Origin of the sequence: Heliobacterium mobile, assembly GCF_009720735.1 — a bacterium.
Classification (GTDB): domain Bacteria; phylum Bacillota; class Desulfitobacteriia; order Heliobacteriales; family Heliobacteriaceae; genus Heliobacterium; species Heliobacterium mobile.
This window is the reverse complement of sequence record NZ_WNKU01000021.1, coordinates 45,350-68,015: the sequence shown is the minus strand read 5'-3', so window position 1 is coordinate 68,015 and position 22,666 is coordinate 45,350. Positions and strand designations below refer to the sequence as shown.

The following is a 22,666-nucleotide window of genomic DNA, read 5'->3' as shown; positions in this document are numbered from 1 at the left end:
GTAGCTATGTCGGGAGCGGATAAGCGCTGAAAGCATCTAAGCGCGAAACCGACCCAAAGATGAGACTTCCCACTACGCAAGTAGGTAAGACCCCAGGAAGATGACCTGGTCGATCGGCCCGAGATGTACACGCCGTGAGGCGTTCAGTCGACGGGTACGAATCGGTCGAGGACTTGACCTTAATCGCTTTACTTTCCAGAAATTTTGATTTGATGCAGCGGGACTGGGCGACCCCAGGCGTCGGTGCTTTAGCGCCGATAACGCCGTGGGAGCCGTCCGTAGCGGAATCAAATCAAAATTTCCCTCTGTGTAGTTTTCAGGGAACACCATTTAGATCCATTAGCTCAGTTGGTAGAGCACCTGACTTTTAATCAGGGTGTCGCTGGTTCGAGTCCAGCATGGATCACCAGCTTCATGCCGCTGTAGCTCAGTCGGTAGAGCGTATCCTTGGTAAGGATAAGGTCACCGGTTCAATCCCGGTCAGTGGCTCCATAAGCAATGCGAGAGTGGCGGAACTGGCAGACGCGCACGTTTGAGGGGCGTGTGGGCAACCGTGGGGGTTCAAATCCCCCCTCTCGCACCATAAGAAATAGTGAAGCCATTCCTGGCGCAAAGTCAGGAATGGCTTTTTGTTTTTTGCACATATGGCAACAGGTCGCTAAGATCATTAGGCTTCGTAAGGACTGGGAGAAAGAGATCCCCTTTTTCACGCAGCCGATCAAAAATATTTTTCATCGTGAATTTATTTGGAGACAATGTTCCGTCGATTTCTTCCCAATAAAGCGGTGTAGACACAGGCGCTTTTTCCACAGGCCGGAGACTGTAAACACCAGCCAAAGTCTTACCTCGGGCGATTTGCCAACAATCGAGATACAACCTTGTTCCCCGGTCTTTGATCTGGCGGGTGAGGGTGACCCGATTGTCCGCCTTTTCGATAAATTTAGCGATGAATACGGCACATTCCCGGACTGTTTGATAATCGTATACAGGCTTGACGGGCACATATACATGAATGCCCGAAGCCCCTGATGTCTTTGGGTAAGAAGTCAGACCAAAAGAATCTAAGGCGCTTTTGACCAACTGGGCCACCTCGACAACCGTTTGAAAGCTTTGCGATTCATGGGGGTCTAAATCAAAAACCATGGCCGTGGGGTTATTCAACGCGTTGATTTTCGAAAGCCAGGGGTGAACCTCAATGCAGCCTAAGTTGATGAGCCAGAAAAGATCGCGCTCTTCCTTAACCATACAATAGCGGATGACCGTTCGCTTTCCCTCGGAGGGAATGTCTACGGTCGGCAGCCATTCAGGGCGAAACTCGGGCGCTTCTTTTTGATAAAAGAATTTACCCTTTATGCCGTCGGGATAGCGTACGAGCACAAGGGGGTATCCTTCGAGATGTGGCAGTAAATAGGGTGCGATTTTAGCATAGTATTCAATCAATTCGCCTTTTCTATATCCCTCTTCAGGCCAGAAGACCTTATCTAGGTTGGTGAGCGATAAGGTATCGCCTTTTACGGTCACGTCAAGCCGGTTTCCTCGCCGAGATAAGAGGGGTGGCGAAGCCGTAAATCGGGGGTCCACTCTAAAAAGCGAACTTTGACCCGGTATCGTGGCGTTACCGGTTGATAATCGACTTTGGTCGATAGGTTCCGGCGGTCCGGGTACAGTCGTTGATACCATAGAACTGCCTCCTTGTCGGTGATGCCGGAACTGACCCGTCCCAGGTAGGGCGAGTTCTCACTATTCTCTGCTCCCAGCGCTAACGAAGCGATCCGGTCAGCTAAGGATTGGGTATAGCCGATAACCCAACAGGTGATGGTGCGGAAGTTTTTGATCTTTTTCCAGGCTGAGTGTTTTTTTCCGGAGATATAGGAGCTTTGCTTTTCTTTAGCCACCATTCCTTCCAAGCCTAAATCCTGAATGCCTTGAAAAAAGATGTTTCCTTCCTCCTGATAAGACTCGGTCAACGAGATCTTTTGTCCTGTAACCAAGTGGGTGGAGAGCATGTCGAGACGATCGTCGAGAGGTTTTTCGAGCAAGCTCTCATCGTTTAAATCGAGCAAATCGAAGACCATAAACTGAACAGGATACTGTTGTACACCTCGAAGTATGGAACCTGCCGTCTGCATGCGATCTCGGCGGAGTACCAGGGGGAAGCTCGGTTTGCCTGTCTCGTCAAGAACGATTAGCTCGCCGTCCACGATCCCTTTTTCACCAGGCAGCAGGATGTCGGCCCCGGTGATCTCGGGATACTGCTTGGTGATCTCCCGGCCTTTACGGTTAAAGAGTCGGATGCCCTTTTCTTGCACATAGGCTAAGGCTCTTATACCGTCCCATTTGATCTGAAAGAGATAGTCCGGGTCGTCGAAAGGTTCCGGTGCGATAACCGGTTCCATCGGTTGAATCGGCTTCATGATGTCTTCCGGCGGGGTCGTTTGACTGTTTTGGGTGGCTCTTGCTGAGCTTTTGCATGCTCGATGCTGGCTTTTAAGGCCGCCATCAGGTCGACCACTTTACCTGGTGCCGGTCCTTGGGGCGCTTCGACGACAGCCTGGCCTTGGATTTTCGATTCGATGAATTGCCCGATCCGTTCCTGATGTTCATTTTTCCATTTGTCCGGTTGAAAGGGTTCGGTGAGACTTTCGACGAGTTGGATGGCCATGGTTTGCTCTTTTTTTGAGATTTCAACGGCTGTCCCCAATTCACCCAGTGTTTCGATGGAACGGATTTCTTCTGGAAATAGCATCGTGTGCATGGCTAGTCCGCTACCGTATACTCGCAGTGCGGCCAAAACCTCCTTGGAGCGCAAGATGACTTTAGCCAAAGCGAGCCGATTCGTTTCGGTCAAGGCGCTTTTCAGCAAAGCATATGCTTTTTGACCGTGCTGATCGGGAGAGAGGTAATAGGTTTTGACAAAGTAGATGGGGTCGATCTCCTTTAAGTCGACAAAGGATTGAATATCGATGGCCCGGCTGCCTTCCGGTTCTAATCCTTCCAATTCCTCTTGGGTGACGACCACATAACGCCCTTTTTCGTATTCAAAGCCTTTTACGATCTCTTCGGGCTTCACTTCCTCATCGCAGAAAGGACAGCGCTTTTGGTATTGAACCGGTCGATGACATTTTTTGTGAAGCAGGTTGAAGCGGATATCTTTGTCTTCTGTGGCGGCAAATAGCTTAATGGGAATGTGAACCAAGCCAAAACTGATCGCCCCTTTCCAGATGCTTCGCATAGATTCACCTCACCATCAGGACATCTGATCGATAGTTTTTCCGCTTCCTAAAAGAAAAGACTGCGAAAGAATAGTCCTGCTGCATAAAAAGATGGAAAAATAAAAAAAGGTTAACAAAAACGTTACACCCTTGTAGAGATTTTGAGTGGTAAAATGTTGATGGGGCTGGAATTATTTTAGACTAGGTAGTATAATATGAGTGAATTTCCTTGTTTTTGATAAGCCTTGAGAATACAAGGAACAAAATGACAGGGAGGTGGCATAAAAGATAGTAACCCAGAATAGATAGAAAAAAGTATCGTTGGCTTCTGGCCGAAAGGGAGAGTGTATCCTTATGAAAGCCGTGATTATGGCTGGTGGGTTGGGAACTCGATTGCGCCCGCTCACCGATAACATGCCAAAACCGATGGTTCCCATACACGGTCGCCCTGCCATGGAATATGCCGTGATGTTGCTGAAATGCCATGGAATTACAGACATTGCGGTTACCCTTTGTTATCAACCCAAAATAATTATGAATTATTTTGGAGACGGATCGCGGTTCGGCGTACGGTTCGAATACTTTATAGAAAAAGAACCTCTGGGAACGGCCGGATCTGTAAAACAGGCTCAGGAATATCTGGACGAATCCTTTCTCGTTATCAGCGGGGACGGCATAACGGATATTCACCTCGGAAAAATCATTAACTTTCACCAGAAGAAACAAGCTTTAGCGACTATGGCTTTAACGTGGGTAGATAACCCGACTCAGTTTGGCATCGTAGTCACCGACGAAAATGGCCGCATCTGCCGGTTTATCGAAAAACCGAAGCCGGAGCAGGTTTTTACGAACACCATCAACACGGGGATTTACGTGCTCGAACCGGAGATTTTTACATACATTCCGGAAGGCTATTTCGACTTTTCCAAGCAGTTGTTCCCACAATTGCTCGATAATGAGCTGCCTTTCTATGGCGTTCACTCGAAAGGCTATTGGAAAGATATCGGTACGATCGAACAGTACAATCAGGTTCATATCGATATCAACAACGGTAAGTTGTCCAATTATTACAAAGAAGCGATTTAATCGGTGTATAAGGCCGAATTATCCTGGACAAGATAGAAATGTAGGGGATTACCCCCTTAAGTTCCCCTATGTTTCTCCTCTGGAAGCCCCTTCCCCAGGGGCTTCCCCCCGAAAATTAACCTGGGTTCGCCCAGGTTTTTTTCTTTTGTAATTTATTTGTAAAAAATGGTTCATCCTATATTAACGCAAACTTTATCATGTGTTAACAAGTGCATGATAGAATCGAACCGGGTTATCGAGTGATTCCTTTTTAAAGAAGGTGGTTGGGCGTGCGGTTTTCAATTGGTGGTCCACCGGTCCAGACGGCTGCCCGATGGTTGCTGACGACAGCGTTGCCTACGCAAGAGAGGGTAGGCGCCGTTTCCAGCATCACCCACGATTTTTGCATCACCCAAGCGAAGGAAATTCTATGGAATGATGGATTCGAGTCAGAAGCGTTACAGGTATCTTTTCATCACTCCAGTCTCAGCGATGGAGTTCGTTGGATCGATCAAGGCTGGCGTAACATAGCTCACTATTACCATCCTGTTCGGGACAGGGGTCTTTTTGGCGGTTCTCATGCAGTCCATGAGATCGGACAGTACTACCGTCGGGCTCTTCGCTTATTTCGCCGACACAAAACGGATCAGGCTATGTTCTTCCTTGGTGCGGCTTGTCACTTTGTTCAAGATCTATGTGTGCCTCACCACGCCAAATGCGCAATTTTTTCAGGTCATCGGGAGTTCGAACAGTTTGCCGAAGAACATCGAAGGGAATACGTCGTATCCTGCAAAGGTCTCTATGACAAAGAAAAGACGCCCGAATCATGGGTAAAAGAAAACGCTCGTATCGCTTATGACTGGTTTACTCATGTCGAAGGTAAGAATCGCAGCAACTATGATCGGGCACTGCAGACGCTGCTTCCCCTGGCACAACAGACGACGGCGGGATTTTTAAAAAACTTTTTTGACGAAGCAAAAAAGTAAATACCTACACTGATAGAGAAAAACACCGGAGAACTAAGACGTTCTTCCGGTGTTTTTTGATCGATTTTTTTAGGAGGGATATTGCGCAAACTGGTGAGCGATACGCCGTCCAACCGTGAGGGCGAGGGTAGAGGCTAAGCCCAGCTTCACCAGGTCACCGGGGATGAAGGGGTAGAGTCCGAGCACAAGCGCTTTATCGAGGGGCACCGAAGTGACCATCATCAGCCCCGTTAATCCCAGGGCATAGATAATGACCATCCCAGCAGTACAGATAAGAAGGTTCCGTAAAAGATTAGAGCTAGACCAGTACCGAGCTAAAAAGCTACAAGCGACAGTAGCCATAAGGTAGCCGAGCAGGTAGCCCCCTTTGGGACCTAAGAGAATCGCAATTCCACCATTACCGCCGGCGAAGACCGGCAATCCGATCAGACCGAGCGTTAAATATACCAAAATACCGGTGATTGCGATGCGTGGCGGAAAGATGAGTGAGAAGAGGAAAATGGCAAAGGTTTGCAATGTGATCGGAATTGGGCTAAAGGGCAGGGGAAATGAGAGTTGAGACGAAATATATATGGTAGCTGCGACGAGGGCGGATAAGGTTAGGTCACGTGTGTTCACAGCACCAGCTCCTTTCGCGGTTTTGAATTATGTACTTCGTTGACCCTCGCATACGATTGTATGCTCATCCTTAAATATTGTCAACGGATAAACTTCATATGGTTGACAATATAAAATGGACAGACTTCTAGGGCAAGGCGGGTTTTCATTGGAACAACTAACAGGTGAATTGAAGCGCATTTTGTTTCAGCAAGAAGCCTATACGGTTGCTGTGTTTACATGTGAGAAGGACCGAGTGACAGCAGTAGGTCCCTTGTTGACAGCGGAGACCGGTCTTGCTTATACATTGGAGGGGGATTGGGTGGAGCATCCCCGTTTTGGCAGGCAATTTCGATTTGTTTCTTGCCGGATGCTTCCGCCAGCCACTCCCCAAGCGATGGAAAAGTTTTTGTCCAGCGGGATCATCAAAGGTATCGGTCGCAAAACCGCTAAAAAACTGGTTAAGTCTTTTGGGGTGGACGTATTGTCCATTCTTCAAAAGGACCCCGAGAAGATTTATGAGATCGAAGGGCTTTCCAAGGCGAAAGCGTTGACGGTACTGGAATCTTATCAAGAATTCGCTTTCGGTGAAAATCTGATGGTAGCCCTCAACAGTTACGGTATCGAAGGCGAATTGGTCTACCGGATTTTCCGTAAATATGGACGAGAGAGCCTAGAGATGGTTGAAGAAAACCCTTATCGGCTTGCGTTGGATCTCTATGTCCCCTTTTCCCAGTGTGACAGTATTGCTTTCCGTTTAGGCTTTCGCGGAGATGAACAAAAACGGTTGCAAGCTGCGCTCATCTATACGCTCTATATGGCCCGCGATGAAGGCCATGTCTATCTTCCTCTGGAAGTCCTGCTGTCAAGCGGTAAGGGCCTTTTGGCCCAATCGAACCAGTATCCGGAGCCGCCGGAAGATGCGGTTCTCCAGCAAGAATTGCTGAGAGCGGCAGAGGAACGATTTATCCGCACCTATCGAGAGGGATGCTACTTACCGGAGTTATTCCGGGCTGAAAAGTTTGTCGCAGAAAGGTTATATGACTTGGCTGAGGAACGGCGAACCTGGGCGGTGGACGTAGCCACTGTGATCGCCACGATGGAAGCGGATTTTGGCATCAAATATGCCGAAGAGCAGAAAGAAGCTTTCTTTGCTGTCGCCCGTCACGGGTTAGCGGTGATCACCGGCGGTCCGGGGACAGGAAAGACGACCATCGTACGCGGGTTGATCGCCTTGGTCAACCGCGCCCAGCCGAACGCTGAAATCGTGCTCTGTGCACCGACTGGACGAGCTGCCAAACGGCTTGCCGAAACGACCGGTCAGCCCGCATCGACCATCCACAAAGTGCTCGGCCTTCGCGGCGGCGAAAGCGATGGATTGCTGGGAGAACTGGAACCCCTGGAAGCGGATGTGGTCATCGTCGACGAAGTATCCATGGTCGATATCGTCATGATGGCCAACTTGTTGCAGGCTTTGCGCAGAGGCGCCAAACTGATCCTCGTAGGCGACCAGGATCAGTTGCCGTCGGTAGGGCCGGGACAAGTTCTCCGGGACATGATCGACGAAAAGATCGGTGCTATCATTCGTCTCAATCATATTTTCCGGCAGGCCGAAACGTCAGACATTGTCACTGGTGCTCACCGCATCAAAAAGGGAGAACTGCCGGAGTTGTTTAGCCGCAACGATTTCATCTTTCTCCGGCGGAACAGTCAAATGGATATCCTATCGACCCTTCAGCAGACGGTGAGCCGCGCCATGGAACGTGCCGGTTATTCCCTGGACGATATTCAGGTTCTGTCACCGATGCGCTATACCGATGTAGGTGTATGGAATTTAAACAAAGTGTTACAGGAGCAGTTAAACCCACTCGTCGTTGGTGTCCGCGAAGTAAAACTGGGGACGATCGTCTTTCGTACCGGTGATAAGGTGATGCAACTGAAGAACAATTACGAGAAAGATGTTTTCAATGGAGATGTGGGGTTCATCGCTGAGATATTGCTGAGCGGGGAAGAAGAGGCCGATGAGGACACGATCATCGTACAGTTCGACGAAAACAGCCGCGTTGCTTATGGGCGCTCCGAATGGGATCAGTTGACCCTGGCCTATGCTACGACTGTCCATAAAGCGCAGGGAAGCGAGTATCCCGTTGTGGTGATGCCGATGACCTTACAGCATCGCCGAATGCTGCGTCGCAATCTCGTCTACACGGCGGTCACCCGCGCGCGGGATAAAGTGATCTTAATCGGTATTCCCGATGCACTGTCTTTCGCCGTGACCAATGAGCAGGATGGTTATCGCTACAGCTCGTTGCCCAATCGCTGGCGAGAGATTGCGGAAGCTACCTCGTAAAAAGGCGGCAAACATTTTGAAAATTATATCCAAAGGGGTTAAAATAAGTCTTGGTAGGGCCTCTTCTCAGCTTTTCAAAGAATATTGGTCTGGTGGTCTAACCTCTAGCAGGATTTAGACAACTACATGGCGAAATATTTCGAACTATGGGAAGGGGAGATAGCCATGGAGCTTCGTCCGATTCGAACGAAAAAGATATATGAGGAAATCGTAGATCAAATCAAAGATCTGATTCGAAGCGGAAACCTAAAAGCCGGAGACCGGCTGTTGTCGGAGAGAGAATTGGCTGAGCACTTGAAAGTCAGCCGTGCCGCCGTCCGGGAAGCTTTAAGCGCCTTAGAAGCGATGGGGATGATCGATATTAAGCCCGGCGACGGAGCTTTTATTCGACAACCGTCCGTGAACGGGATTATTGAGCCCCTTGCTATGCTTTTGTTAGTCGAACAGGATTTACCTCGTCAAATCCTAGAGGTTCGAAAAATCATGGAAGTCGGTGGCGCTGGCTTAGCGGCGCAGCGTAGAAAAGAGAGCAATCTTCAATCGATGCAACTGGCGTTGCAACAGATGGAACAAGACATCCAAAACAGTGTTACCGGTGAAGATGCCGACTTTCGCTTTCATTTCGCCGTTGCAGAAGCTGCTGAAAATTCCTTGTTGCTTCGCCTGATGCACACGATTTCCGATACGATGCGTCAAACTTTACGGACGAGCCGGATTCAGCTTTTAGCCACCCCCGGCGTTCGGGAACGCCTTTTGGATGAACATATAAAAGTCTACCGGGCCATAGAAAATGGTGACGCTCCTGCGGCCCAGGAATTGATGTATGATCATCTTTATCGAGTGGAATTGTCGATTTACAAGCATCTCAATATGTAGAAATGACGGACTTCCAGCCGGTTTAGCCGAATCTTCTTTATGGGATGAATTCGGTGGAAAGGGAGGGTGAATCTGAGCCCTCCTTTTTCTTCGGGTTCATTTAAAAATTAAAGGCCCTCAGTCGTTGACTGAAGGCTTACATGCGTTGGGGCATCCACCATAATTTGCGATATTCTTGCTAGAATTGGTAACAAATTCGTGCTTTGTTGGAAAGAATCGAAATGGAAGGTATAGGTGGTTTGGTGCCTCTATTGATGATCAAGTTGGACCCCGATCGGATAATAGATAAAGAGCGCTTGCAGGCTGTGATGGGGTGTGGTGCAGACGCAATCATTATCGGTGGTACACAAGGTATCACTGGTCAAAAAATCAACGACTTATGGGAGGAAGTAAGGCCTTTCCCCGGCAAAAAGATCATCGAAATTACCAATGTCGAATGTCTCCTGGAGGGGGCTGATGAATACTGGGTTCCCGTCGTTCTAAACTCCTCAAATCCCAAGTGGATCCTAGGAACTCACGCGAGAGCGTTCCATCAAATTAAGCGCTGGAATGGACAGACCCTACCAAGAAATCTCTTCCCCGTTGGCTATATTGTGTTAAATCCTGAGTCGGCTGTGGCGGCCTGCACTGAGGCCGATACTCAAATCGACGATGACGATATGGCTGGCCTTGCTCAAGTGGGGCATCTGCTCTTTCGCTTTCCTTGGATTTATATCGAGTACAGCGGTTCCTTCGGCTCGATGGACCGGTTGGCCCGTTTGAGTGGAAAAGCGCCTGCTTTGCCGTTGATTTATGGCGGCGGAATCCAGTGGGGCTGGCAGGCGAAACAGGCGGCACAATTCGCTCATGTGGTCGTCGTCGGAAACCTTGTCTATGAATCAGAAAATCTCGAGGCAGATCTGAGAGAAATTCGGCACGCCGTCAGCAGAGACTAAGATTCCACTGGGCTAAGTTACCACTGCTTTAAATTCAGAGAAAAACTTGACGCTGGGATAGAACTGTTGTATACTCTTTTTGTAATTGTTCCTCGATAGCTCAACGGTAGAGCAACCGGCTGTTAACCGGTAGGTTGTAGGTTCGAATCCTACTCGAGGAGCCATATTGTCGCGGGGTGGAGCAGCTGGCAGCTCGTCGGGCTCATAACCCGAAGGTCGCAGGTTCAAGTCCTGCCCCCGCAACCAAGTCGAAATGGAACAGGCGCCTGAAGCAGGTGCCTGTTTTTTTATTGGGAGATAATGCAAGATCGGAACAAGTAGAATTATTTCAGTCGATGACTTAAAATATAGAAGAAGGAAGGGGGCTTGATAGTGGGACAAAAACCGCGGAACCTTGCCGTTCCGTTGATAACACTGTTTATCGTTTCCTTTTGTTTTTTCTTTTTGATCCAAATAGGATTATATTTCCAAAGTGTCTCTCCCCAGAAAAGGGAGCTTCTGCTTATTAACTTCTTACCCTGGTTCAGTACTCATGGTGTGGTAGCTATGGCGGGAGAACCGTTACAAGAGGCTTCAACTCATGATATCTCGGCCCAATCAACTAACTTACCGGAAGGAATGGCCGAAAAAGAGGAAAAAATAGCCGAAACAACACCCCCGCCAGAAAAGATCAAACCAGCAGAGTCCTCCAGTGAAGAGACGGCGACCCTGCCAAAAAATAATAGCGAAGCGAAAAAGGTTGCTTACTTAACCTTCGATGATGGTCCCAGCGAGATTACCCCGATGGTGTTAGATATTCTAAAACAACACAATATTAAGGCCACTTTCTTTGTGATCGGCAATAGGGTTGAAGCTTACCCTGAACTGGTCAAACGTATCGTCTCTGAAGGTCACCTCGTTGGCAATCATACCTATTCTCATAAATACAAATACATCTATTCCAGTCCGGAGTCATTCTTCGAAGATCTCTATCACGCCGAAGAGGTCCTCAACAACACCATCGGGATAAAACCAAAAGTGATTCGAGCGCCTGGGGGAACACGGGGCAACTTTAGCGAGGCTTTAGCCAAGAAGTTACTCGAACAAGGGTACTTGATCCATGATTGGAATGTCGATTCTAAGGACTCCTCAGCTCCCGTCGTGTCGGCAGATAGGATTCGTGGACAGGTATCCAGGCAGACGGCAAACAAAAATAGCGTTGTTATACTTTTTCACGATGGCGCCGGTAAAAACACCTTGCCGGTAGCGCTTCCGTCCATTATTGAGGATCTAAAAGTGCAGGGTTTTGTCTTTAAGTCTCTCGATGAGATTCCCCATCCCATTATTGCGATGTATCAATAGCTCGTATGGGGCGCAACGGTTCAGGAATACTACATCCTGTAGGTAAGAGTAGGTAGAAAGGCAGGAGGTATTCTTGGACAAGGATATCATTTCAAGTGAAAAGGCCAAGCGACCCACAGACCGATGGAACGAGATCAGCGCTGAATTGTCTGATCAGCATGAGAATCGCGCCGAAAGGTACTGGCGAGAGGTGGCGCAGAACGGACCTTCGACGGATGTGGCCCCTTTTGTACAAGGCACCAATACGGGTAGTCCCAAGCGGTTACACCCCGATAGAAAAACAGGCGATCATTGAGGATAAGCACCGGAACGGCATTCGTCGCCAGCCGGTGCTTATGATTTTTAAAGTTTTAGGTATTTGGGCGCATAGCAGATAAGTTTACAAATGTGGTATAATGCAGGAAGAATCGCCTTTGGGGGAGGGCATAGTGGTGTTTGAGGAGTCCTGGGAATCGGGTGCTCAAATCCTGGTCGTCGATGACGTTGTGACCAACGTTGAGCTGATGCGGCTTCAGTTGACTCGCGCCGGATATCAAGTCGTCACGGCCTTCAATGGAGAACAAGCCCTTGAGACAATAAAAAAGACATTGCCTGATTTAATACTTCTTGATGTCATGATGCCTGGGATGAATGGATTTGAGGTATGCGCCAAACTGAAAGAGGACCCTCATACCCAACTGATTCCCGTCGTTTTGGTAACGGCCCTTCATGAGGTCGAGGACCGCATTAAAGGCATTGAAGCGGGTGCCGATGATTTCATCAGTAAGCCCTTCAACCGCGTTGAACTGCTCACGCGGGTGAAATCGCTTTTACGCATTCGCAAGTTATACCGCCAATTGGAAAAAAGTTATCAAGAAATCGAAGCGAAAAATGCGATCTTGACGGAGGAACTTCGCATGGCGCGCCATGTGCAACAACACTTGCTGCCTGCGGAATTTCCGAATATGAATAAACTCGCTTTTGAAGTCACCTATCGACCGACCATAGAGATCGGCGGTGATTTTTACGACTTCATTCCCGTCAGCGACGATGAGATCGGCATCTTTTTGTCTGATGTGTCTGGTCATGGTGTTTCTGCCGCCATGTTGACTATGGTGATCAGCACGATGATGCGCTCCATCACCCAAGAGGCCCATGAACCTGGTGTCGTCTTGGATCAGTTGAACCGACAGTTTGGCAAGATGGTCGAAGGGGAACTGACAGGCACTTTTGTAACTGCTTTTTCCGTTGTCATCAATCAATCGACCGGTCGCATCCAGTATGCGAATGCCGGTCATCCGAGTCCCCTGCTTCTCCGGGGAGACGTAGATATTGTTGAAAAACTGGACACAGAAGGCTTCCCTCTGGGGCTTTTCGATACAGCTCAATACGAGTCTAGAGAAATAGACATCAAACCGGGAGATAAACTCGTCCTCTATACGGACGGGATTTATGATGTGGTTGATGAACAAAAAGAACTCTTTGGATTAAGCCGCTTTGTTGCACTCGTCGAGGAGTTGAGGCATTTACCGGCGAAAGAGATGGCCAAAGAGATCTTAGCTCGCATTTCCGTCTTCGCCCAAAATGCGCCACAGCCTGACGACATCTGTCTCATGGTGATTGAGCACTTGCGATAAAAAAAGAGTGGCAACCCTGCTGGGGGATGCCACTTTTGAGTTTCTTCTAATGGTTGCTTTTTTGTCCTTGGGAAGCGGCAGGTTTTGCCGGGGTCGTCGGTTTCGAAACCGCTTTGGAAGTCGCTTTTGCCGGTGTCGTTGTTGATGCTGAGGAAACAGTTGGTTTTTCAACAGGTGGTTCCACCGGTTGTTGTTCTGGCGATGGGGTTTCAGGAACAGGAGCAACTTCTATCGTTGCCAAGTAACCGGTTTTCTCACCATATTGGAACAGGACCGGTTCGTTCCATTTTATTGCTTTCCAGCCGTCATCCAAGGGCGCCCGCAAGGTTTTGACTTCGTTGTTTATGTCTAAGCTGATCTCTCTTTTGCCCCCTTCGGTAACCCCTTTCAAGTACTTCCCTTCCCCTTGTGCGGGGTGAGCCGCATCGTAATAAGCGTAATAGGCGTCGAGAGACTGCACAGCCAATCCAAAGAGTTCGACAAAAAATAGACCGGTCAGCCCAAGCAGGATTCCTTTAACACGCCAAAAGCCTTTGTCGTCCATAGGTGGTCGTTTGGATGCCAGTTGATAGCTGACCCGCAGTGCCAGCAGAGTGATGGCAGCCAAAAAGGCGACGAAGAAGGTCCAAATCAGTTGCCTATAATAATAGCTTCCCAAGGTTTCCCAGTAGGTCGGAACGGCCGTCGCCGACGGACGAACGTACATATAGACACCGCCCGAGATCAGAATCCCGATAAACAACCCGATTGATAACAAGGTCAAAAGCAGCCGCAGAGGGTCCAGAATTTTCCGGCGGCGTTTGTAACGCCGACGGGAGCGAGGAGAAGAACGACGCTGAACCTGTGGCAGAAGATTCACCTCCAATAGTGTCGAGGCTTGTCACATGGTACATCATTTTCGCTGTATTGTGTGAAAACTCCTGCTCAAGTTCAAGTTCCCCAGTGTGTTTCGCAGGTAATTAAAAAAGGTGGGATGTCCATTGACCAACGAACTCAAGGTTCCTCGAAGTTCCCGGAAACTTACAACAGAACGAGGTATGGTGCAGATCCATGGCCCCATCCCTGCCGGGGAAATTAAACAATTCGAGATGGATGAAGGTTTGTGCGCATTCCGGCCGCCGAAGGAACAAAAAGAAGCGCTCCTGGAAATCGCCGATCTACCAAAGGGATTAATTTTCTTGGCCACTTGGAATGACCGAATCGTCGGCTATATCACCATCCATCCACCGGAAGAGTTTGCCCGCTGGGCGAAAAGCCAGGTTCCCGGCATGTTGGAGATGGGCGCTATCGAAGTGAGCCGGCACTGGCGAGGAATGAGCATCAGTTCGAACCTGCTTGAAGTCGCTTTCTCAGAAGATTTTTTTGACGAATCGATCATTATCGCCACCGAATATTATTGGCATTGGGATTTGAAGGGGAAAGGCTTTTCTGTTTGGGAATACCAGCGCTTCTTGGAACAACACTTTGGTCGAGTCGATTTTAAGCGGATCGGTACCGATGAACCGGACATATTGGCACACCCGGCCAATATGCTGATGGTTCGTATCGGAAAAAAGGTTCCTCAAGATCGACTGCTCTTGTTTGAGGAATCGCTCTATCAAAATCGCTGGATGTTTTAAGGGCAGGCTGCAGCAGGAGGCGGAAGAAAATGCTTGTTGAGGAAATCATGATCCGCGATGTCTCTGTCGTCAAAGCGGATACGTCAGTCTTCGATGCCTTGACACTGGCGGAAAAAAAGCGGGTTCGTCATCTTCCAGTGGTAGCAGAAGATGAAGTGATCGGCATCATATCGGATCGGGATTTGCGTGATGTAAAACCATCGGTTCTATGTTCTGAAAAATTAGACATTTTGACAGGCACTTATGTCAAAGATATCATGCATACACAGGTAGTCACAGTTCATCCCCTGGACGCTATCGAAGATGCAGCCCGCATGATTTACGAACACCGGGTGGGTTGCCTGCCGGTGGTGCAAGAGGGTAAACTAGTGGGTATCGTCACTACATCGGATCTGCTCCATGCGCTCGTCGACCTGATGGGGATGGGCCAACCGGGATCTCACCTCGAAATAGAAGTCCCCGATCAGCCGGGAGCGTTGTTGGACATCGCTCGGATCATCAAAGATAATGAAATAAACATCATCAGCATCTACATCAACCCCGATAAACACATGGAAAAACGGGTTGTTTCATTGCGAATTGCCACCTTTGATCCCCGACGGATTATCGAACAAATCAAATCCGCCGGCTATCCGGTCCTATTTCCGATGAGCCTCGGAGGGGCCCTAACATGAGTAAACAATCCCTGTTGATTTACTCGCCTGAGTTCCACGCCTATCAATTCGGCCCGGAACATCCCTTTCATCCGCTCCGTCTCGACGTAACGGTCGATCTCATCGGCCAGACGGGAATCGTGGAGCCGGAGCAGATTGTCGATCCGGAAATGTGTACCCGCGATGATCTGCTACCGGTACATGCAGAAGGGTTTATCGACGCGATCGAGCAAGCCAGCCGTCAAGAAGCACCGACAAGTTTGTTGAAAACGTACGGATTAGATACGGACGATACACCACCCTTTCCCGGTATGGACGAAGCGACCCGGCTGGTTGTCGGCGCTACCATGCAGGGGGCCAAGTTGATCATGGAAGGCAAGGCAGACCATGTCTTCCAGATCGCCGGCGGTTTGCACCATGCCCACCGTAACCGAGCTTCCGGCTTTTGTGTCTTCAATGACGCCGCTGTGGCCATCGCCTATCTGCAACGTAAATACGGCATCCGGGTCTTGTATATCGATACGGACGCCCACCATGGCGACGGTGTCCAGTCGATCTTTTACGATGATCCCATGGTCTTGACCATATCGATCCATGAAACAGGCCGCTATCTCTTTCCGGGAACGGGAAACGCCGAAGAAAGAGGCCGCTTTGACGGCTACGGTTTTTCCATCAATGTTCCTTTAGAACCTTATACGGAGGACGATTCTTTCATCGATCTCTACGAGCGGTCTGTCGAACCTCTGGTGAAAGCATTTCAACCGGATTTTATCATTACCCAAAACGGCTGTGATGCTCACTATCTGGATCCCTTGACCCATTTGGCCCTTACGACCCGTACCTATGAGGCCATCCCCCGCTTGGCGCACCGTCTTGCTCACACCTATTGCCAAGGACGTTGGCTCGCTCTCGGCGGAGGCGGATATGATCACTGGCGCGTCGTACCTCGCGCCTGGACCCTGCTGTGGGCTGAGATGAATGATCGAGAAGTGCCTGATGAGATCCCTTCCATCTGGCTGCAGCGGTGGCAGAAGCTCAGTCCCGTATCGTTGCCGACGCGGATGCGAGACGGCGACGGTGAATTTCCGCCGATTCCTCGCCGGGCCATTATCGAGGATAAAAACCGAGTGACGCTACAGCGGGTCATGCGCGACGCCGTCGAACTGATAGAATCCCGCAGCGGACTTTAAAGAAGCCGGCCCACTGCCGGCTTTGTTTGCTCGCCAGGCGGACAAACTATTCGAAAAGGAGGTCGTTCCATGGCAGCAGCACCTTTTCTACCTATGTCAAAAGACGAGATGAACCAGTTGGGATGGGACTCCTGTGATTTTATTCTAGTCACCGGAGATGCTTATGTCGATCATCCAAGTTTCGGCGCCGCCATCATCGGGCGGGTCCTGGAAAAGCAGGGATACCGAGTGGGCATACTCAGCCAACCGGACTGGCGAGATACGAGGAATTTTAAAGCACTCGGGAGACCTCGTCTCGGATGGCTCGTGACCGCCGGCAATCTCGATTCCATGGTCAACCATTACACGGCGGCCAAAAAGCGCCGCTCCGAAGACGCCTATTCACCAGGAGGCCGCAGGGGGCTTCGTCCAGACCGGGCCTCTTTGGTCTATGCCCACCGGTGCCGTGAGGCGTATAAGGAACCTCCGGTGATCTTAGGCGGCATTGAAGCCAGTTTGCGGCGCTTTGCCCACTATGATTATTGGGAGGACAAGGTTCGTCGTTCCGTATTGATCGATGCCAAAGCCGATGTGATCATCTTCGGTATGGGCGAGTCGGCCATCATCGAAATCGCCCAAGAATTGGTTCAACGACGGGAAGGGAAATCGGAAGGACAATCTTTCGATTACCCCCTTGGCGCAAAAGCTCAAGGCGTATGTTATTTGACCCAGGACATTTCGACCATACCGGAGCAAGAACGTCTCCTTTTACCCTCCTACGAAAAAGTCGCTGAAGACAAGGTTCTTTTTGCTAAAGCCTTCAAGGTTCAAGAAGAAGAACAGAATCCTTTTGCCGGAAAAATTCTCATCCAGCCACATGGAGATTTGTACTTAGTCCAGAATCGGCCCTCAAAGCCGGTCACCACCGAGGAACTGGACGCCGTCTACGATTTGCCCTTTGCTCGCCGACCTCATCCCGCGTATGACCATCTGGGCGGCGTGCCAGCTTTGGAAGAAGTGGAGTTTAGTTTGACGGCGCAACGGGGCTGTTTCGGCGGTTGCTCTTTCTGCGCCTTAACCTTCCATCAAGGAAGGATCATCCAAGGCCGCAGTCATGAATCGCTGTTGCGGGAAGCGAAAAAGCTGATCGCTGCGCCCAATTTCAAAGGCTATATTCACGATGTAGGCGGCCCTACGGCCAACTTTCGACAGCCCGCTTGTAAAAAACAATTAAAGGCTGGAGCTTGTAAGGAGCGTCAATGTCTTCATCCCAAACCATGTCCCAATCTGGACGTGGATCATCAGGACTTGCTGGAATTGCTGCGCAAAATGCGCCGGTTGGAAGGCGTAAAGAAGATCTTTATCCGTTCCGGCCTGCGTTATGATTATCTGATGGCTGATAAACCGGCCCAACGGCGGGAGTTTTTAAAAGAACTCTGTCAACACCATGTGAGCGGACAACTGAAAGTGGCGCCGGAACATGCCTCCCCGCAGGTGCTGCGCTGTATGGGCAAACCGGGAATCGATGTGTACGAATCGTTTAAAAAGGAATATGAGCGGGCCAACAAGGAGGCCGGTAAGGAGCAGTACCTGGTCCCCTACTTGGTATCGAGCCATCCCGGTTCGGGAATCCGGGAAGCGATCGAACTGGCTGAAACGATCCGCGACTGGGGCTATAACCCGGAACAGGTGCAAGATTTTATCCCTACGCCGGGGAGCCTTTCCACCTGTATTTACTACACCGGAATCGACCCCCGGACAATGAAGCCCGTCTACGTCCCCCGGTCGGCTCAGGAAAAAACACGGCAGCGGGCACTGCTCCAGTTTCGCCGTCCCGAAAATTATCCTCTCGTCTACCAGGCCTTACGTGCAGCGGGACGCATGGATTTGGTCGGCCATGGTCCGAAGACGCTCCTTCGTCCGCCTCGTCCCGGAGCCGGAAAAAATGAGCGGGAAATGGGATGGGACGATAAAAAAGGTAAAAAAAGCGCCCCCAAGAAACAAGGAAAAGGACGTAAGCCTTTTTGACATCACAAAAACTTTAGATTATACTAGTATATTAGTGAAAGACCGTCATCTTGCCCATAAGGCGCAGAGACGTATTATTTGTTTGCGGGGGAAAGGGCGGAAAGGCTTTGACCGTGAAAGTAAATATAACCAGCTTGGGTTGCGCGAAAAACCGGGTCGACACAGAAGTGATGTTGGGTCTTTTGCGCGATGCCGGGTACGAAATTACACACCGTGAAGAAGACGCCCATGTCCTGATCGTCAATACCTGCGGTTTTATCCTCCCCGCTAAGGAAGAGTCCATCAATACGATCCTTGAACTGGTCCGGTTTAAGGAAACGGGAAAATGCCAGGCTTTGCTCGTCGCTGGCTGTCTGTCCCAAGGATATTCCGATGATCTAGCCAAGGAACTGCCGGAAGTGGACGGCTTCTTAGGGCCTGGTGAAGTTCCGAAAGTTGCATCGATCGTGGCGAATGTGTTACAAGGGAAAAAGACTATCCAGGTAGGCCAACCTGACTTTCTTTACGACCACACGATGCCTCGCGTTTTGTCCACCCCTTTTCATTATGCCTATGTGAAAGTGGCTGACGGTTGCGACAATCGCTGCGGTTTTTGCATGATCCCGAACTTGCGGGGACCCTTTCGTTCCCGTGAGGAAGACTCGGTCTTCCAAGAGGTGCAATCGCTCACAGAACGGGGAATACAGGAAATTCTGCTTATCGCTCAGGATACGACCCGCTACGGCCTGGACCGGTATGGAGAATTCAGATTACCTCAATTGATTCGCCGGCTCGCTCCCGTCGACGGTTTGAAATGGCTCCGCCTCATGTATTGCTACCCGGCTCATTTCACACCGGAACTGATCGAAGCGATGGCCGCGGAACCGAAGGTATGCCGTTACGTCGATCTCCCCTTGCAACACGCCGATGACGAACTGTTGCGATCGATGAACCGCCGATCGAGCGTCGCTGAGATCCGCCAATTAGTTAAGGACCTGCGAGCCAACCTCCCGGGCATGGCGATTCGCAGTTCCTTCATCGTAGGACTTCCCGGAGAGACAGAAGAAAAATTCCAACGACTTTTAGACTTCCTTGAGGAAATGCGCTTTGACCGGGTAGGTGTATTTACATATTCCCGGGAAGAAGACACACCAGCCGGCCGACTCCGAGACCAAGTGCCTGACGAAGTGAAAGAAGAACGCTTTCATCGAGCCATGGCTCTCCAACAAGCCATCTCCCGGTCGATTCAGCAGGAGTGGGTGGGACGGACGATTCCCGTACTCGTGGAAGAGGAAGTCAGTCCCGGTCTATATCGAGGACGGAGTGAACGGGAAGCGCCAGAAGTTGACGGGTTTATCGAATTAAAAGGAAAAGATCTGATGTCCGGCCAGTGGGCCAAGGTCAAAATCACAGCGGCAGATGACTATGACCTGATGGGGGAAGAGATCAATGAACCTGGCTAATAAAGTGACCTTGACGAGGATCCTCTTTGTCCCGTTGTTCATGATCATTCTGCTCATTCCGGAAGTACCCTATCGGCAGTACTTGGCCGCTTTTATCTTTATTCTGGCGGCCAGTACGGACGGCTTAGACGGCTACATCGCCCGATCACGAAAACAGATCACCCGCTTTGGAACCTTTTTAGATCCCTTAGCCGACAAGCTGCTCGTTTCGGCGGCATTGATTTCTCTCGTCGAATTGGGCAAAATCTCCGCTTGGGTGGCTGTAATCATCATCGGTCGGGAATTTGCCGTAACGGGCTTACGCACGATCTTGGCAGCGGAAGGACATACGGTCGCCGCCAGCAAGCTGGGAAAACTAAAAACAGTTTTCCAGATCGTAACGATCGTCGTCATTTTGATCGACGAAGCATTGCAGTTTGTCATCCCCCTGCGCATTTCACAGATTATTTTGTACTTGGCTGTCTTTTTCACCCTTTGGTCGGGTATCGACTATTTTGTCAAAGCCAAGGCTGTGTTAAAAAACCGCCTGGAGACGTGACCGTTTCCGGCGGTTTTTCATTCCCACGGGTTACCTAGTGAAAAGGTGCACATTGTTTTGTATAATCATTATACGCATAGTGTAAATAGAGGCCTTTTCTAGGGCCTTTGTTTTTTCTCTGCCATAGGGAGGAGGAAGGTCATGTTACAAGGGATTAAACCGTTTCGTGTTATCGCTTTTGCCATCGTCGGACTGGCTATGTTATGGGGGGGCCAGGAGGCTTACGCCCGCCTAGCTGTGGAGCAGCCCTTGCATCAAGCTATCGCCGCTGTCATACCGGAATCGGCTGTTTTTACACATAAAGAATCGGGACAGACCGTCGTCGAAGTGGGACCGGTTCCAGTGAGCGATTTGGGAGACGCTTACCGGCAGGTCTTGAAGTCGGCTCAAGAGCGCTTGGGTGAAGATGTTCAAGTCCGCTTGCTTGACGATCCCGACGAACAATGCCGCCAACTCTGGGAACAAGTGCAGTTTCCCATTTATCAAGGTCTGGCCACAGGAAATTATGGTGAGATGAAAAAACAGACCGATGAGATTGTCCAGAAATCCAATGGAGTCACCGTGAGGCTGTCTATTGATCATGACAATATTTACGTGCAGATCGAAAAGGGCAATCACTATATGTACCGCATCATTTCAGGGGAGAAACGGGGTGAGCAGCGATGAACCGGTCTGATAAACGGTACGCATGGCTGGAAGCCCTTTTAGGTCTCGTCGTCGCCTTGGTCATTTTTCTGTCCTATAAGCTGATGAATCCACTGCCCCTGTTTATCGCCGCTTCCGGTGGTTTTCTCGCCTACTTCCTGCTGGAACGGCAAGGAATGGGGCAGGGCTTTGGCGATTACGAGGCGCCTGTCGCTTTTTCCTTTGAAGACATCGGCGGGCAAGCCGTCGCCAAACGGGAATTGATCGAGGCCCTCGACTTTATGGCCCGGAGTGCTGAAGCAGTCGAACTCGGGATTCGGCCGCTAAAAGGCATCCTGCTCTGTGGACCGCCAGGCACCGGTAAAACCCTGCTCGCGAAAGCGGCTGCCACCTATACGGACAGTGTCTATTTGACCTGTTCCGGGAGCGATTTTATCGAAGTCTATGCCGGCGTCGGTGCAGGCCGCGTGCGGAGCCTCTTTAAGCGAGCTCGGGAACAAGCGAAGAAGCAAGGAAAAAACGGTGCCATCATCTTTATCGATGAAATCGATGTCCTCGGTGCCAAACGAGGCGGCGACCGAGGCCATCTCGAATATGAGCAAACCTTGAACGCCTTGCTCGTGGAGATGGACGGATTGAAAGCCGACGATCCTTGCCGGGTCCTTTTGATGGGTGCCACGAACCGCCCCGATCTCTTAGATGCGGCGTTGCTGCGTCCCGGTCGTTTTGACCGCCAGATTCAAGTGGACCTGCCTGACCGGGAAGGGCGCAAACACATCCTCGAAATCCATACGCGGAAAAAACCGATCGCTGAAGACGTGGACCTGGAGACCATTGCCAAAGAAACGATCGGTTTTTCGGGAGCCCAACTGGAGAGCGTGGCCAACGAGGCAGCCATCTTGGCGCTGCGGGCTGGAGAAAAAGAGATTCATTTTGAACAGATGAAAAACTCGATCGAAAAAGTACTTTTAGGCGAAGCGGGAGACCGTAAAGCCTTGGAGGAAGAACTGTGGCGTGTAGCCATCCACGAAACAGCCCACGCACTGTTCAGTGAATGGGAACGGCCCGGTTCGGTAGCTCGGTTGACCATCGCTCCCCGGGGACGGGCATTAGGCTACCTCCGCCAAGTGCCTCCGGAAGAAAAAGTATTAGAGACCGAGAAAGACCTCATCGGCGGCATCCGTGTTGCCTTGGCCGGCCTTGTGGCGGAACAACTCGTCTTCGAGCAAGGTTCTACCGGTGCCGGTCAGGACTTGCAAAACGCCTCTCACCTTGTCCGCCGGATCATCATGTCCGGGCTCTCCGAACTGGGTCCCGTTGACGCCGTCGAAATCCCCGAAACCATCCGCTTCCGGGAACTGCAAAAAATCATGACGAGCGAACAGGAGCATGTCCGGGAAACATTGGAGCAAAACAAAGATCTCCTCGTAAATATCGCCAAATACCTCCGGGAAAAAGAAACCCTCTCCGGTGACGAATTCCGGGAGCAGATGAACCAATATCGGTTATCTGCATAAAACTAGCCCTGGCTTAATCGCCAGGGCTTTTTCATACCTAAGGCCGGGCGCCCTTTCCCAATGCCTCAAAAAAAGAT

The 22,666-nt window shown here is 50.3% G+C and carries 21 protein-coding genes, 5 tRNA genes and 1 rRNA gene; 22 read left to right on the top strand and 5 right to left on the bottom strand.

Going from position 1 to position 22,666, the window contains the following annotated elements; translation table 11 throughout:
- The 4 genes from GJ688_RS14995 to GJ688_RS14980 form a co-directional block, all read left to right on the top strand.
- Positions 1-181 (top strand): 23S ribosomal RNA (locus tag GJ688_RS14995); the annotation flags it as partial.
- A gap of 152 nt (positions 182-333) precedes the next feature.
- Positions 334-409: transfer RNA gene (locus GJ688_RS14990), tRNA-Lys, on the top strand.
- 7 nt (positions 410-416) lie between these two features.
- Positions 417-492: transfer RNA gene (locus GJ688_RS14985), tRNA-Thr, on the top strand.
- Between the two features lie 8 nt (positions 493-500).
- A tRNA-Leu gene (locus GJ688_RS14980) sits at positions 501-583 on the top strand.
- A gap of 32 nt (positions 584-615) precedes the next feature.
- Here the strand turns inward: GJ688_RS14980 and ligD are convergent.
- From ligD to ku, 3 genes are read right to left on the bottom strand one after another with little or no spacing between them, the layout of a single operon-like run.
- Complete coding sequence (gene ligD, locus GJ688_RS14975; RefSeq protein ID WP_328597378.1) at positions 616-1,521, bottom strand: non-homologous end-joining DNA ligase; 906 nt, start codon at positions 1,519-1,521, stop codon at positions 616-618.
- Entirely contained in the window at positions 1,518-2,414 is an 897-nt protein-coding gene (locus GJ688_RS20775; protein WP_155477362.1) for an ATP-dependent DNA ligase, read from the bottom strand. The genes ligD and GJ688_RS20775 overlap by 4 nt, the downstream gene beginning before the upstream one ends.
- Positions 2,411-3,232 carry a non-homologous end joining protein Ku gene (gene ku, locus GJ688_RS14965; protein ID WP_155477361.1) on the bottom strand — a complete coding sequence of 274 codons (822 nt, stop codon included), beginning with the start codon at positions 3,230-3,232 and terminating at the stop codon, positions 2,411-2,413. Before ku ends, GJ688_RS20775 begins: the two co-directional genes overlap by 4 nt.
- Positions 3,233-3,566: 334 nt before the next feature.
- Here ku and GJ688_RS14960 point away from each other — a divergent pair, with 334 nt between their 5' ends.
- Together GJ688_RS14960 and GJ688_RS14955 are read left to right on the top strand one after the other, a co-directional pair.
- Positions 3,567-4,298 (top strand): nucleotidyltransferase family protein, encoded by a 732-nt coding sequence (locus tag GJ688_RS14960; protein WP_155477360.1) that lies wholly within the window; start codon positions 3,567-3,569, stop codon positions 4,296-4,298.
- Between the two features lie 269 nt (positions 4,299-4,567).
- Complete coding sequence (locus GJ688_RS14955; protein WP_170292036.1) at positions 4,568-5,263, top strand: zinc dependent phospholipase C family protein; 696 nt, start codon at positions 4,568-4,570, stop codon at positions 5,261-5,263.
- 69 nt (positions 5,264-5,332) lie between these two features.
- Here GJ688_RS14955 and GJ688_RS14950 read toward each other — a convergent pair whose 3' ends face one another.
- Positions 5,333-5,881, bottom strand: coding sequence for a biotin transporter BioY (locus tag GJ688_RS14950; protein WP_155477358.1), 549 nt, complete (start codon positions 5,879-5,881; stop codon positions 5,333-5,335).
- Positions 5,882-6,029: 148 nt separating this feature from the next.
- Here GJ688_RS14950 and recD2 point away from each other — a divergent pair, with 148 nt between their 5' ends.
- The 8 genes from recD2 to GJ688_RS14910 all read left to right on the top strand — a co-directional run bounded on the left by recD2 (position 6,030) and on the right by GJ688_RS14910 (position 12,978).
- Entirely contained in the window at positions 6,030-8,210 is a 2,181-nt protein-coding gene (gene recD2, locus GJ688_RS14945) for an SF1B family DNA helicase RecD2 (protein ID WP_170292035.1), read from the top strand.
- Between the two features lie 126 nt (positions 8,211-8,336).
- Positions 8,337-9,086: a FadR/GntR family transcriptional regulator gene (locus tag GJ688_RS14940; protein WP_235911012.1), complete on the top strand. Its 750-nt coding sequence runs from the start codon at positions 8,337-8,339 to the stop codon at positions 9,084-9,086.
- Between the two features lie 254 nt (positions 9,087-9,340).
- On the top strand, positions 9,341-10,021 hold the full coding sequence (locus GJ688_RS14935) for a geranylgeranylglyceryl/heptaprenylglyceryl phosphate synthase (protein ID WP_170292034.1): 681 nt from the start codon (positions 9,341-9,343) through the stop codon (positions 10,019-10,021).
- Between the two features lie 89 nt (positions 10,022-10,110).
- Positions 10,111-10,185 (top strand) — tRNA-Asn (locus GJ688_RS14930).
- A gap of 6 nt (positions 10,186-10,191) precedes the next feature.
- Positions 10,192-10,267: transfer RNA gene (locus GJ688_RS14925), tRNA-Met, on the top strand.
- 300 nt (positions 10,268-10,567) lie between these two features.
- The gene (locus GJ688_RS14920; RefSeq protein WP_155477355.1) at positions 10,568-11,362 is read left to right on the top strand and encodes a polysaccharide deacetylase family protein; all 795 of its coding nucleotides are present in this window, start codon (positions 10,568-10,570) and stop codon (positions 11,360-11,362) included.
- 73 nt (positions 11,363-11,435) lie between these two features.
- Positions 11,436-11,657, top strand: a complete 222-nt coding sequence (locus tag GJ688_RS14915; RefSeq protein ID WP_155477354.1) for a hypothetical protein — start codon at positions 11,436-11,438, stop codon at positions 11,655-11,657.
- A 136-nt stretch (positions 11,658-11,793) separates the two neighbouring features.
- On the top strand, positions 11,794-12,978 hold the full coding sequence (locus tag GJ688_RS14910; protein ID WP_170292033.1) for a PP2C family protein-serine/threonine phosphatase: 1,185 nt from the start codon (positions 11,794-11,796) through the stop codon (positions 12,976-12,978).
- A 46-nt stretch (positions 12,979-13,024) separates the two neighbouring features.
- On the opposite strand, the gene GJ688_RS14905 is transcribed toward GJ688_RS14910, so the two are convergent.
- Positions 13,025-13,684, bottom strand: a complete 660-nt coding sequence (locus GJ688_RS14905; protein ID WP_170292032.1) for a hypothetical protein — start codon at positions 13,682-13,684, stop codon at positions 13,025-13,027.
- Between the two features lie 274 nt (positions 13,685-13,958).
- On the opposite strand from GJ688_RS14905, the gene GJ688_RS14900 reads away from it, so the two are divergent.
- The 8 genes from GJ688_RS14900 (at position 13,959) to GJ688_RS14865 (ending at position 22,589) form a co-directional block, all read left to right on the top strand.
- Positions 13,959-14,597, top strand: a complete 639-nt coding sequence (locus GJ688_RS14900; RefSeq protein ID WP_235911011.1) for a GNAT family N-acetyltransferase — start codon at positions 13,959-13,961, stop codon at positions 14,595-14,597.
- Between the two features lie 29 nt (positions 14,598-14,626).
- Positions 14,627-15,271, top strand: coding sequence for a CBS and ACT domain-containing protein (locus GJ688_RS14895; protein WP_155477351.1), 645 nt, complete (start codon positions 14,627-14,629; stop codon positions 15,269-15,271).
- A complete protein-coding gene (locus tag GJ688_RS14890; protein ID WP_155477350.1) occupies positions 15,268-16,440 on the top strand; it encodes an acetoin utilization protein AcuC in 1,173 nt (390 codons plus the stop codon). The genes GJ688_RS14895 and GJ688_RS14890 overlap by 4 nt, the downstream gene beginning before the upstream one ends.
- A 69-nt stretch (positions 16,441-16,509) precedes the next feature.
- On the top strand, positions 16,510-18,447 hold the full coding sequence (locus tag GJ688_RS14885; RefSeq protein ID WP_155477349.1) for a YgiQ family radical SAM protein: 1,938 nt from the start codon (positions 16,510-16,512) through the stop codon (positions 18,445-18,447).
- Positions 18,448-18,554: 107 nt separating this feature from the next.
- Entirely contained in the window at positions 18,555-19,889 is a 1,335-nt protein-coding gene (rimO, locus tag GJ688_RS14880; protein ID WP_155477348.1) for a 30S ribosomal protein S12 methylthiotransferase RimO, read from the top strand.
- Positions 19,876-20,427: a CDP-diacylglycerol--glycerol-3-phosphate 3-phosphatidyltransferase gene (gene pgsA, locus GJ688_RS14875; RefSeq protein ID WP_155477347.1), complete on the top strand. Its 552-nt coding sequence runs from the start codon at positions 19,876-19,878 to the stop codon at positions 20,425-20,427. Before rimO ends, pgsA begins: the two co-directional genes overlap by 14 nt.
- 141 nt (positions 20,428-20,568) lie before the next feature.
- Positions 20,569-21,093 carry a hypothetical protein gene (locus tag GJ688_RS14870; protein ID WP_155477346.1) on the top strand — a complete coding sequence of 175 codons (525 nt, stop codon included), beginning with the start codon at positions 20,569-20,571 and terminating at the stop codon, positions 21,091-21,093.
- Complete coding sequence (locus GJ688_RS14865) at positions 21,090-22,589, top strand: AAA family ATPase (RefSeq protein ID WP_155477345.1); 1,500 nt, start codon at positions 21,090-21,092, stop codon at positions 22,587-22,589. The genes GJ688_RS14870 and GJ688_RS14865 overlap by 4 nt, the downstream gene beginning before the upstream one ends.
- The last annotated feature ends 77 nt before the right edge of the window (positions 22,590-22,666 follow it).

Excerpts from the sequence above, each read along its gene's own strand:
- GJ688_RS20775 (WP_155477362.1), bottom strand. The coding sequence starts at position 2,414 with ATGAAGCCGATTCAACCGATGGAACCGGTTATCGCACCGGAACCTTTC.
- ku (WP_155477361.1), bottom strand. The coding sequence starts at position 3,232 with ATGCGAAGCATCTGGAAAGGGGCGATCAGTTTTGGCTTGGTTCACATT.
- GJ688_RS14960 (WP_155477360.1), top strand. The coding sequence starts at position 3,567 with ATGAAAGCCGTGATTATGGCTGGTGGGTTGGGAACTCGATTGCGCCCG.
- GJ688_RS14940 (WP_235911012.1), top strand. The coding sequence starts at position 8,337 with ATGGCGAAATATTTCGAACTATGGGAAGGGGAGATAGCCATGGAGCTT.
- GJ688_RS14935 (WP_170292034.1), top strand. The coding sequence starts at position 9,341 with ATGATCAAGTTGGACCCCGATCGGATAATAGATAAAGAGCGCTTGCAG.
- GJ688_RS14920 (WP_155477355.1), top strand. The coding sequence starts at position 10,568 with ATGGCGGGAGAACCGTTACAAGAGGCTTCAACTCATGATATCTCGGCC.
- GJ688_RS14905 (WP_170292032.1), bottom strand. The coding sequence starts at position 13,684 with ATGTACGTTCGTCCGTCGGCGACGGCCGTTCCGACCTACTGGGAAACC.
- GJ688_RS14895 (WP_155477351.1), top strand. The coding sequence starts at position 14,627 with ATGCTTGTTGAGGAAATCATGATCCGCGATGTCTCTGTCGTCAAAGCG.
- GJ688_RS14890 (WP_155477350.1), top strand. The coding sequence starts at position 15,268 with ATGAGTAAACAATCCCTGTTGATTTACTCGCCTGAGTTCCACGCCTAT.
- GJ688_RS14885 (WP_155477349.1), top strand. The coding sequence starts at position 16,510 with ATGGCAGCAGCACCTTTTCTACCTATGTCAAAAGACGAGATGAACCAG.
- pgsA (WP_155477347.1), top strand. The coding sequence starts at position 19,876 with ATGAACCTGGCTAATAAAGTGACCTTGACGAGGATCCTCTTTGTCCCG.
- GJ688_RS14870 (WP_155477346.1), top strand. The coding sequence starts at position 20,569 with ATGTTACAAGGGATTAAACCGTTTCGTGTTATCGCTTTTGCCATCGTC.
- GJ688_RS14865 (WP_155477345.1), top strand. The coding sequence starts at position 21,090 with ATGAACCGGTCTGATAAACGGTACGCATGGCTGGAAGCCCTTTTAGGT.